General features: G+C 49.5%; 13 protein-coding genes and 1 pseudogene. 10 read left to right on the top strand and 4 right to left on the bottom strand.

What is annotated here, in order from left to right; genetic code table 11:
- Positions 1-192: pseudogene (locus DG046_RS10035) on the top strand (transposase); the annotation flags it as partial.
- Between the two features lie 167 nt (positions 193-359).
- Here the strand turns inward: DG046_RS10035 and DG046_RS08835 are convergent.
- The 4 genes from DG046_RS08835 to DG046_RS08820 are packed head-to-tail and all read right to left on the bottom strand — an operon-like array spanning position 360 to position 2,484.
- Complete coding sequence (locus DG046_RS08835) at positions 360-839, bottom strand: threonine/serine exporter family protein (protein ID WP_234411495.1); 480 nt, start codon at positions 837-839, stop codon at positions 360-362.
- A gap of 1 nt (position 840) precedes the next feature.
- A complete protein-coding gene (locus DG046_RS08830) occupies positions 841-1,629 on the bottom strand; it encodes a threonine/serine exporter family protein (protein ID WP_108832146.1) in 789 nt (262 codons plus the stop codon).
- Entirely contained in the window at positions 1,610-1,894 is a 285-nt protein-coding gene (locus DG046_RS08825; RefSeq protein ID WP_108832145.1) for a GIY-YIG nuclease family protein, read from the bottom strand. The genes DG046_RS08830 and DG046_RS08825 overlap by 20 nt, the downstream gene beginning before the upstream one ends.
- Positions 1,882-2,484 (bottom strand): RecX family transcriptional regulator, encoded by a 603-nt coding sequence (locus DG046_RS08820; RefSeq protein ID WP_159082113.1) that lies wholly within the window; start codon positions 2,482-2,484, stop codon positions 1,882-1,884. Before DG046_RS08820 ends, DG046_RS08825 begins: the two co-directional genes overlap by 13 nt.
- 131 nt (positions 2,485-2,615) lie before the next feature.
- On the opposite strand from DG046_RS08820, the gene DG046_RS08815 reads away from it, so the two are divergent.
- From DG046_RS08815 to rpmE, 9 genes are all read left to right on the top strand, one after another.
- Positions 2,616-3,053 carry an FHA domain-containing protein gene (locus DG046_RS08815; protein WP_108832143.1) on the top strand — a complete coding sequence of 146 codons (438 nt, stop codon included), beginning with the start codon at positions 2,616-2,618 and terminating at the stop codon, positions 3,051-3,053.
- Between the two features lie 4 nt (positions 3,054-3,057).
- Positions 3,058-4,329: an FtsW/RodA/SpoVE family cell cycle protein gene (locus tag DG046_RS08810; protein WP_108832142.1), complete on the top strand. Its 1,272-nt coding sequence runs from the start codon at positions 3,058-3,060 to the stop codon at positions 4,327-4,329.
- Positions 4,307-5,764 (top strand): peptidoglycan D,D-transpeptidase FtsI family protein, encoded by a 1,458-nt coding sequence (locus DG046_RS08805; protein ID WP_234411494.1) that lies wholly within the window; start codon positions 4,307-4,309, stop codon positions 5,762-5,764. The genes DG046_RS08810 and DG046_RS08805 overlap by 23 nt, the downstream gene beginning before the upstream one ends.
- On the top strand, positions 5,757-6,458 hold the full coding sequence (gene ispD, locus DG046_RS08800) for a 2-C-methyl-D-erythritol 4-phosphate cytidylyltransferase (protein ID WP_108832141.1): 702 nt from the start codon (positions 5,757-5,759) through the stop codon (positions 6,456-6,458). The genes DG046_RS08805 and ispD overlap by 8 nt, the downstream gene beginning before the upstream one ends.
- Positions 6,455-6,946 carry a 2-C-methyl-D-erythritol 2,4-cyclodiphosphate synthase gene (gene ispF / locus DG046_RS08795; RefSeq protein ID WP_108832140.1) on the top strand — a complete coding sequence of 164 codons (492 nt, stop codon included), beginning with the start codon at positions 6,455-6,457 and terminating at the stop codon, positions 6,944-6,946. The genes ispD and ispF overlap by 4 nt, the downstream gene beginning before the upstream one ends.
- A gap of 1 nt (position 6,947) precedes the next feature.
- Entirely contained in the window at positions 6,948-7,805 is an 858-nt protein-coding gene (locus DG046_RS08790) for a class II fructose-1,6-bisphosphate aldolase (RefSeq protein WP_108832139.1), read from the top strand.
- Complete coding sequence (gene fsa, locus DG046_RS08785) at positions 7,805-8,461, top strand: fructose-6-phosphate aldolase (RefSeq protein ID WP_108832138.1); 657 nt, start codon at positions 7,805-7,807, stop codon at positions 8,459-8,461. Before DG046_RS08790 ends, fsa begins: the two co-directional genes overlap by 1 nt.
- Positions 8,454-9,422 (top strand): class II fructose-bisphosphatase, encoded by a 969-nt coding sequence (gene glpX, locus DG046_RS08780; RefSeq protein ID WP_108832137.1) that lies wholly within the window; start codon positions 8,454-8,456, stop codon positions 9,420-9,422. Before fsa ends, glpX begins: the two co-directional genes overlap by 8 nt.
- Before the next feature lie 80 nt (positions 9,423-9,502).
- On the top strand, positions 9,503-9,703 hold the full coding sequence (gene rpmE / locus DG046_RS08775; protein ID WP_108832136.1) for a 50S ribosomal protein L31: 201 nt from the start codon (positions 9,503-9,505) through the stop codon (positions 9,701-9,703).
- The last annotated feature ends 19 nt before the right edge of the window (positions 9,704-9,722 follow it).

Genomic DNA, 9,722 nt, shown 5'->3' with positions numbered 1-9,722 from the left:
GCGGAAGACTACCGCTACACCACCCAAGGAAAAGCAGAATACAAACAACGCAAAGAAACCATCGAACGGCAATTCGGCAGCGCCAAAGAATACCATGGCCTTCGCTACACCAACCAGCGTGGACGAAAGAAAATGGATCTAAAAGCGGTGCTGACCTTTGCGTGCATGAACATGAAAAAACTGGCACTGATGATGGATCGAAGAGAGCGGGACGGAGGAGGCGACGGCCCTTCTTTTGCTGATTTATGGAAAAAATACACAAAAAAGAGACAAACCCCGAGTTTTGTTCGGAGTTTGTCTGCAGTCTGATCCATGCCGCGAGGCATGGATTTTTGCATTTATGGAATAAATTTAAAAATTTAAAACTTGTGAAACATCGGCTTGGTATTCAGTACGGAACGTTTCTTGAAGGCTCTTAGGGAGCGGGAAAATAAACTGGAAGCCGCAATGCCCAATGAAAGAGCCACGGCGATGGAAAAAGTATTGACGCCTTCCCGGACAAAGGATTCCATATTGTCCTGAATCAAATAGCTCATCGTGTAGTACATGCCGCCGCCGGGCACGAGGGTAATTAATTGAGGCAGAACGAAAATCGTCGCCGGCATTTTGTAGTGTCGGGACAGAAATTCACCCAAGGTACCCATAATCAACGCGGCGACAAAAGCGCCGAAGGCGGCACTGCCGTTGAAGTCCAAAATTTTCAAATAGACCAAATAGGCGAAACCGCTGCTTAAGGCGGCGGGTATCAGGGATCGCTTCGGCGCTTCCACCGGAATGGCGTAGCCGATCGTCGATCCGACAGAGGCGATAAACATAAGGATTAACTTTGAAATTGCCATATCAACCTCCTATAATCTTCTGTACATTTAAGATAAGTCCTACGCCGAGGGCGATGGCGAGGGCGACAAAGATTCCCTTTGTGATCCCGATCATGCCGGAGAGGAAGTCCCCGCTGATGATATCCCGTAGTGAATTGGTAATCTGCATCCCCGGCACCAAGGGCATAATGGATCCGATAATAATCATGTCCATGTGTAGCCGATCCGTTGCGGATGCGCCGATAAGGGCGAGTACGGAAACTACCATGGTCCCGATAAAGCTTTCGGTAAAGAACGAAATGGAGTAGCGCGAGGTGAAGCGCATGCAAAAGCTTAAAATCGCTCCGACGAAAAAAGTGTAGCCGAAGTCGATCCAATCGCCGCCGAACATAATGGCAAAAGACGCACTGCATAGGCCGGTAAAGAACATGGCCATAGGAATGGGACACTTTTCTAATGTAGAGATCGATAAGAGCTCTTTTTTCGCTTCTTCCAGAGAAAATTCTCCGGCGACGAATCGTCTGGAAAAAGAATTCAGGGCATCGATGCGAGACAGGTGGACACCTTGAGATTCGATGTCTTTAAACATGGTAATGGTTTCGCCCGTGTATTGTGCAGAGACAAAAATGGCTGAACTTAGGCCGAAGACCTCCACCTCGCGAATTTCTTCCACGCCGGCACACATACGCTCTATGGTATCCTCGGCGCGGTAGATTTCCGCACCGTTTTTTATTAGCATTTGGCCCGTAATCATGGCCAGATTAATGACATTTTTAGCTTCATTTAAATCATTAACGTGAAGTTTTTCCATGCTTATCACCTGCTTTCATAATTAATTCCAATTTATCTTTGCGGCGCAACTTTTTTATGGCGGCCTCCCGGCGCAGCCCCCAAGACTTGTCCGCACCTTCTTCCACATACACAAGATCGACGGGCAGGCGGGCGCGGGTGTACTTGGCGCCGATGCCTCGGTTGTGTTCCTCAAGGCGTCTGGCCGGATCCGTGGTGTAGCCCGTGTATAGGGTGTCGTCTGCACAGCGAAGGATGTAGACGTAATGTTTTTTCAATTTTTCCATTGGCTCAACACGTCTTTCACGGCGTTGTAGTGAAAACCGCGGGAGAGAAGAAAGCGCACGATCTTTTCCCACGACTTATTTAATTCGCCACCGCGAAGGTATTTCTTTTCCACAATGGATTGAATCAACTCTTTTTCCGAATCCGTCGTGTATTCCTCCAGCGCGCGGGCGATGTATTCGTCGTCGATCCCTTTTCTGCGCAGGGCGTAGGCGATTTTCACCGGGCCGTAGCCGTTGATGTTGCGCTTGTCCCGGCTGAATAAGAGGGCGTAGGCCTCGTCGTCTAAAAATCCGTATTCGCTTAAGTAAGCCACGACCTCGTCAATCACCTGTTCACTCAACTCTTCATTAAGTAATAGGGTGCGAATCTCCTGCTCCGTCTTTCTGTTCGTTAATTTTTTTAAAGCCAAGTCGATTCCCTCTTGCCGTGCGCTGTCGAAGGCAATGGCCGCCACGTCCTCTTCATCTAGGTCTTTTCCCTTATATAAATTGTGGCGCACGAACACCGATTCTTTCAGTGCCAGGATCTCTTCGTCGGAAAGGTAGATCAAATAGCGCGGGCCCTCTTTTTTTATCTTTAAAATCTTCATAGGCATCACCGCCTTATTTTAACATATATTAGAAATTTCTTCTCGATGATTCGGATCATTGAAGCGGCGGAAACGTTGAAAACGGACCGTTGCTGTGATAGTATTTATGTAAAATTGAGATGAGGTGCAGGATGATTGCCATACTTTCACAGATATTTAAATACATCTTCATTCTAATCATATACCTGTTTATTTTTACGATCATTCGTATGATTTATTTGGATATTCGATCCATGCAATCCATGGACATCGGCAAGGATGAAGCGTACTTAAAAGTAGTGAATCGACTGGATTCACTGAATTTTAAAATGCAAGAATACTACGTGCTCCGAGGCGCGACGAAATTAGGGCGAAGCAGTAAAAATGACATCGTCATTAAGGACAGTTTTGTTTCAAAAAATCATTTGATTATTGAAAAGGAAAACGGCCATTACTATATTCGCGACTTAAACAGCGCCAACGGCACGTTTTTAAATGGTCAAACCCTTTACGAGAAAACGGAATTGACAAACGGCGACCGCATCGGCGTGGGCTTTATTCAATTCCTGTTTGTCGATCAAAGTAGGTGATTTTGTGGATAATAAACTGTTCAGACGACCGCGAGACTTACTGCTCATTTTTGAAATATTGGCCATCGCCTTGGTTTTTTATACCTACGAAGGCCATTTGGATCGCCAATTGTTGTTTTTAACGGGCGGTCTCATTTTTGTTATCTACATTTCAAATTTTATCCTGGGGAAAATTACCACCGGCGATAATTATATATTTTTAATCGTATCCCTCCTCTTGACCATCGGTGTCATCACGATTTTCCGCATTCAGCCGGAGACGGGCATTAGACAACTTCAATGGGCATTTATCGGGGTATTGTTTTTTTACGCCACCTATTTCGTCGTGCGCGTCGTGCCCCATGTGGAGCGCTACGGCTCGCTGGCTCTTTTGATCAGCGTCCTGCTGTTTTTATCGACGATCGTTTTCGGCAATACGGTGCGGGGCGCGAGAAACTGGCTGAGCATCGGATCATCCATCGTCTTCCAACCGACGGAGTTCATTAAGATCCTACTCATGTTTATCTTAGGCAGTTTTTACTGCAATTACGAAAAATACAAGAAGTATCCCTATACCAGCTATATTATTATGGCGATTATTTACTTTTTCGTATTGCTTCTGTTTATTCAACGGGATTTGGGTACGGCCGTGTTATTTATGGCCATGTACATCGCCATCCAATTCGTTTACGACCCGGACATCAAGGCCTTTTTCGTAAATCTGGCGCTCTTGGCTTTAGGAAGTGTCGTGGGCTACTTCCTCTTCGGCCACGTGCGTACCCGGATCGACATTTGGCTGGATCCCTGGAGCTACGTTTACGGGGCCGGAAGGCAAATTGTGCAAGCCCTCTTCGCCATTGCCGAAGGCGGATTTTTCGGCGCAGGCATCGGTTTCGGCCATCCGGAGCTGATTCCCGTGGCCGTGTCGGACTTTATTTTTCCCGTCATCTGCGAGGAAATGGGTCTGTTTGCCGGCTTCGCCATTATTCTCTTGTACATTCTGTTAATTTACCGGGGCATTAAGATCGCCTTGGAACAAGAGTATAAATTCTATCGCATGCTCGCCATATCGGCCACGGTGTTGATCTCCGTTCAGGCCTTTTTAAACATCGGCGGCGTCACAAAGCTGATCCCCATGACCGGGATCACCCTTCCCTTTATGTCCTACGGCGGCAGCTCCATTCTGTCCAGCTTTATTGCCCTGGGCATTTTGCAGGTGGCGTCGGAAGATTTGTCATGGAAGTATGAGCGGGAAATTATGAAAGGCGAGGTGAATGATGAAGCATTCGGAAAATAAACGCATCATTATTTTGCTCGCCGGTTTGGTCCTCTTATTTTTAAGTTGCATTATCTATTTAACCTATTTCTATTTTTTCCAGGCTGAGGAAGTGAAGCGCAACCCTGCCAATCGGCGAGGTTATATCGAAGAGGCGCAGATTAAGCGCGGCGACATTTACGACCGCAACGGGGAGGTCTTGGCCACGTCTAAGGGCGAGGCGGGAAATTACCATAGGGAGTATGCCTATCCCACGCTGTATTCCCATATTATCGGCTACTGCCATCCTTCCTTGGGCAAAAGCGGTTTGGAGTCGTCCTATAACGACTACCTTCTGAATCGCAACGGCAATCGGACCTTAAAGGCGATTTCGGATATGATCCGCTCGAAAAAGCAAGACGGCAATTCGCTGATCCTAACCATCGATACCCAAGTGCAATCCAAGGCGCGGGAGCTATTGGAAGAAAACACTGAAAAGGGAAGCATCGTGGTCATGAACCCGAAGACAGGGGAAGTGTACGCCATGGTTTCTCTGCCGGACTTTAATTCTTCGACCATCGCGCAGGATTGGAACGCCTTGCAGAAAAACGAATCCGGGGCCTTGTTGAATCGCGCCATTAACGGGCGCTACCCGCCGGGCTCCACCTTTAAAGTCATTACGGCGGCCTCTCTTTTGGGGCAAGACCGAATCGACTTGAATTACGTAGATACAGGATCTCAAATGATCGACGGACGGGAATTTAAAAACGCCGAAGGTGCGCAGTACGGAAACGTGGACCTTCGGGAATCTTTGGCGAAATCCATTAATACCTATTTCGTGGACAAGGGTTCCAAATTAGGAAAGGATACCTTGGGAGGTACGGCGGATAAATTCTACTTCAATTCCAAAATGCCTTTCGATCTTCCCGTCTCCGTCTCCGTATTCGACTACAAAAAGAATCTCCCGAAGACCACCTTGGCCGCTTCGGCCATCGGTCAGGGCGATGTTTTGGCCACGCCTCTGCACATGGCCATGGTGGCTTCTGCAGTGGCCAATGACGGCAAGATGATGGCGCCGATCTTAGTAAAAGAAGTAGAAGACTCCAAGGGATCGGCCGTTGAGGAGAAAGAGCCGAAGGTCTTGACGGAAGCCACGACGCCGGATATCGCGAAGACGCTGACGAAATACATGATTTCCGTCGTAGAAGACGGGACGGGCAGACGCGCCGCTTTAAATTCCACACAGGTTGCGGGGAAAACCGGTACGGCGGAGAATACCTCCAGCGAAAATCACGCTTGGTTTATCGGCTTTGCACCGGCGAAAGATCCTCAAATCGCCGTCGCCGTCATTCTCGAGCAGGCGGGTAAATCCGGCGGGAGCGTGGCGGCCCCCATTGCCAGGGACATTATCGTCTACGCATTAAACAATATCGACTTTAATCAAGCCCACGATCTTCCGGAGTCGGACGATGATTGATCGAGAGGTATGCGTCATGATCGCCGCCGCCGGCATGGGACGGCGCATGAACTTAAAACAAAACAAGCAGTATTTGCCCATTCACGGCAAGCCCATGGTGCGTCACACCATCGAGATTTTCGACGGCATGGATGAAATTTCCTTTATCGTCCTTTTGATTCGCGAAGGGGAAGAGGCCATGATGCGGGATATTTTAAAAGCCATGGATTTAAACCACAGCATTTACCTCGTCGTCGGCGGCGACGAGCGTCAGGACACCATATGGCAGGGCCTTCAATTTCTGAAGAACTGGGACGGAATTCTTCTGACCCACGACGGCGCCCGGCCCTTTGTGACGGAAGAAGAAGTGCGCGCCGTCATAAAAGGGGCTCAAAACAGCGGCGCCTGCTGCTTAATGACGCCCATGAAGGACACGGTGAAAATCAGCGAAGACGGCCTTTGGAGCGCTGTCACACCGGATCGCTCGAAGCTTTTCGCCATTCAAACGCCTCAGGGCTTTGAAAAAGAAATTTTAGTCCGCGCGTACGAACAGGCATTTGACGAAGGTTATTACGGAACCGACGACTGCTCCCTCGTGGAAAAGACCGGTCGGAAGGTGCAACTGATCCGCGGTTCCTATAACAATATTAAAATCACTACGCCGGAAGATTTGATCTTTGCCGACGCTATTTATTCAGATAGGAAGAGCCCATGAGAATCGGAATCGGATACGACGTCCATCAACTCGTCGAAGGAAGAAAGCTGATATTGGGTGGCGTGGAGGTTCCCTACGAGCAGCGGGGCCTCTTGGGCCACAGCGACGCCGACGTGCTCGTTCACGCCATTGAAGATGCCATTTTGGGGGCCTTGGCCTTGGGGGACATCGGGAAGCTCTTTCCCGACACGGATCCCGCGTACAAAGACGCCTCCAGCATGGGCATGTTTAAGAAAGTCATGGCCATCGTCAAGGATGAGGGCTATGCCGTCGGCAACATCGATGCCACGGTGATCGCTCAAAAGCCGAAACTGGCGCCCTACATTCCCGCCATGCGCGAAAACATTGCTGCGGTGTGCGAAAAAGATGTGAGCGCAATTTCCGTAAAAGCGACGACCAGCGAAAAAATGGGGTATGAAGGAAGAGGAGAAGGCATGACGGCCATGGCGGTCGTGCTATTGGAACCTACGGAAAAGAAAGGACGATAAAATGTTAGTTACGGGAAAACAAATTTTACAACATGCAGACGAACACGGCTATGCCGTCGGCGCTTTCAATGTAAACAATATGGAAATCATTCAAGCCATTGCCCAAGCGGCGGATGATCTCCGTGCACCGGTTATTTTGCAGGCGTCTCAAGGGGCCATTAAATACGCCGGCGTCGACTACATTACTTCTCTGGTAAAAACCACCGCTGATCGAATCGACGTGCCCATGACTCTGCACTTGGATCACGGCACGGATTTCGAAGAAATCATGAAATGCATTCGCAGCGGCTTTACTTCCGTTATGATCGACGCTTCGAAACACGAATTGGATGAAAATATTCGCCTCACGAAAGAAATCGTGCGAATCGCCCACTCTGTCGGCGTATCCGTAGAAGCCGAAATCGGAAAAATCGGCGGAACGGAAGATCAAATCGTCGTCTCCGATGCAGAAGCCACCTACACGGATCCGGAAGAAGCACGGATCTTCGTTGAAGAAACCGGCGTCGACTCCCTGGCCATCGCCGTCGGCACGGCACACGGCGTCTATAAGGGTGAACCGAAAGTGGACATCGACCGTATCAAAGAAATTGACCGCGTCGTCAGCATTCCCTTGGTCCTTCACGGATCCAGCGGCGTTCCCTACAACATCCTCGAAAAGGCAGTGGCGGCGGGGATTCGGAAGATCAACATCGACACGGACATTCGCGCCAGCTTTGCCGGTGCAGTCAAGGCCTTTGTAGCAGAAAACCCCGACGAAATCGACCCGAGAAAGATTTTAAAACCGGCTCGTGCGGCAATGACCGACACGGTAAAGGAAAAAATCAAAGTCTTCGGCAGCGACGGGAAGGCTTGGAAATAATGAAGTTTTTCATCGACACGGCGAATATTTCCGAAATTAAGGAAATCGAAGCCTGGGGAATCTTGGACGGCGTCACCACGAACCCGTCTTTAATCGCGAAAGAAAAAGACGTGGTCTTCGAAGAGGTCATCGAAGAAATCGCCTCCATCGTCGACGGCCCCATTAGCGCCGAAGTGACTGCAGAGGACGCGGAGGGCATGATTGCCGAAGGGAGAAAGCTCGCCGCCATACACGAAAATGTTGTGGTAAAAGTTCCCATGAACGAAGAAGGATTAAAGGCCATTCGCGTTCTGGAAAGGGAAGGCATTCCCACCAACTGCACCTTAATCTTTTCCGAAAATCAGGCCCTCTTGGCCTTAGCGGCCGGCGCATCGTTTATCAGTCCCTTCTTAGGGCGACTGGACGATATCGGCCACGACGGCATGGAATTGGTGCGCGGCATCGTTTCAATTATGGATTTTTACGGCTACGAGGCGGAAGTGATTGCCGCGAGCATTCGCCACCCGCTCCACGTGAAAAAAGCGGCTCAGGCCGGCGCCCACATTGCAACCGTGCCCTACAAGGTGTTTCATCAAATGCTGAAGCACCCGTTGACGGATAAGGGAATCGCACAGTTTAACAAGGATTTTGAAGGGACGAAGAGAGTCAATGGATAGAGATCTCAGTTTAAATTTAGCACGGGTCACGGAAGCGGCGGCATTAAGCGGTGCGCGCTTTTTGGGAAAAGGCGACAAAAACGGCGCCGACGGCGCGGCGGTGGATGCCATGCGCCGCATGTTCGATACGGTACACATTAAAGGTAGAGTCGTCATCGGCGAGGGGGAAATCGACGAAGCCCCCATGCTCTACATCGGCGAAGAAATCGGCACGGGCCAAAGGACCGACGATGCCGTAGACATTGCCGTGGATCCCATCGACGGCACGACGGCCATCGCAAACGGCATGAACAACGCCATTGCCGTCGTGGCCGTGGCGCCCAAAGGCTGCCTCTTGCACGCGCCGGATGTTTATATGAAAAAAATCGCCGCAGGGCCGAAAGCGAAAGGCGTCATCCGCCTGGACGATTCCGTGGAAAACAACATTCGTCGCGTTTCTGAAGCCATCGGCAAGTCGCCGGAAGAAATGACCGTTTCCGTCTTGGATCGCCCGCGTCACGACGAATTGATCAAACAAATTCGCGCCACCGGTGCCCGAATCAAGAAAATTAAAGACGGGGATATCGTTACGGCAATTTACACTTGCTTTGAAGAGAGCGGTATTGATATGATTATGGGCATAGGCGGTGCGCCGGAAGGTGTCATCGCGGCAGCTGCCTTAAAGTGTTTGGGCGGCGATCTGCAAGGGAAGCTCGTCACTTACGACGACGCCCAAAGAGAGCGGGTAGAAAAAAGTAAAGCCGACCCCGACAAAATTTACACCATCGAAGATCTCGTCAAGGGCGACGATGTGATCTTTGCCGCCACCGGCGTATCCAACGGCGATTTGCTTAAAGGCGTGCGCTACATGAAGGGCAATAAAGCGACGACCCAATCCTTGGTCTTGCGCTTGCCTTCGAAGACCGTTCGATTTATCGACAGCGTTCACGACTTAAATCACAAGCCGGAATACGCAAAGTAAATTGACAAAAAGAAGAAAGTATGCTATCCTATAAAAGTTAGTAATACGAAATGAATTTTTAAAGAAAGGAGTGTGGACAGATGAAAAAAGGTATCCATCCCGAATATAAGGAAGCTACGGTCACTTGCGCTTGTGGTAACACCTTTACGACGGGCTCTGTAAAAGAGGATTTAAAAGTGGAAGTTTGTTCCGAATGTCATCCTTTCTTCACAGGACGTCAAAAGTTTACTGATACGGGCGGACGTATTGATAAATTCAACAAAAAGTACAAAAGATCATAAGAAGACGGCCCGTGAAAGC

It is taken from the genome of Aedoeadaptatus coli (assembly GCF_900343085.1).
In the GTDB taxonomy this organism is placed as follows: Bacteria; Bacillota; Clostridia; order Tissierellales; family Peptoniphilaceae; genus Aedoeadaptatus; species Aedoeadaptatus coli.
The sequence above is the reverse complement of the archived record's forward strand: the minus strand, read 5'-3'. Positions and strand labels throughout refer to the sequence as shown.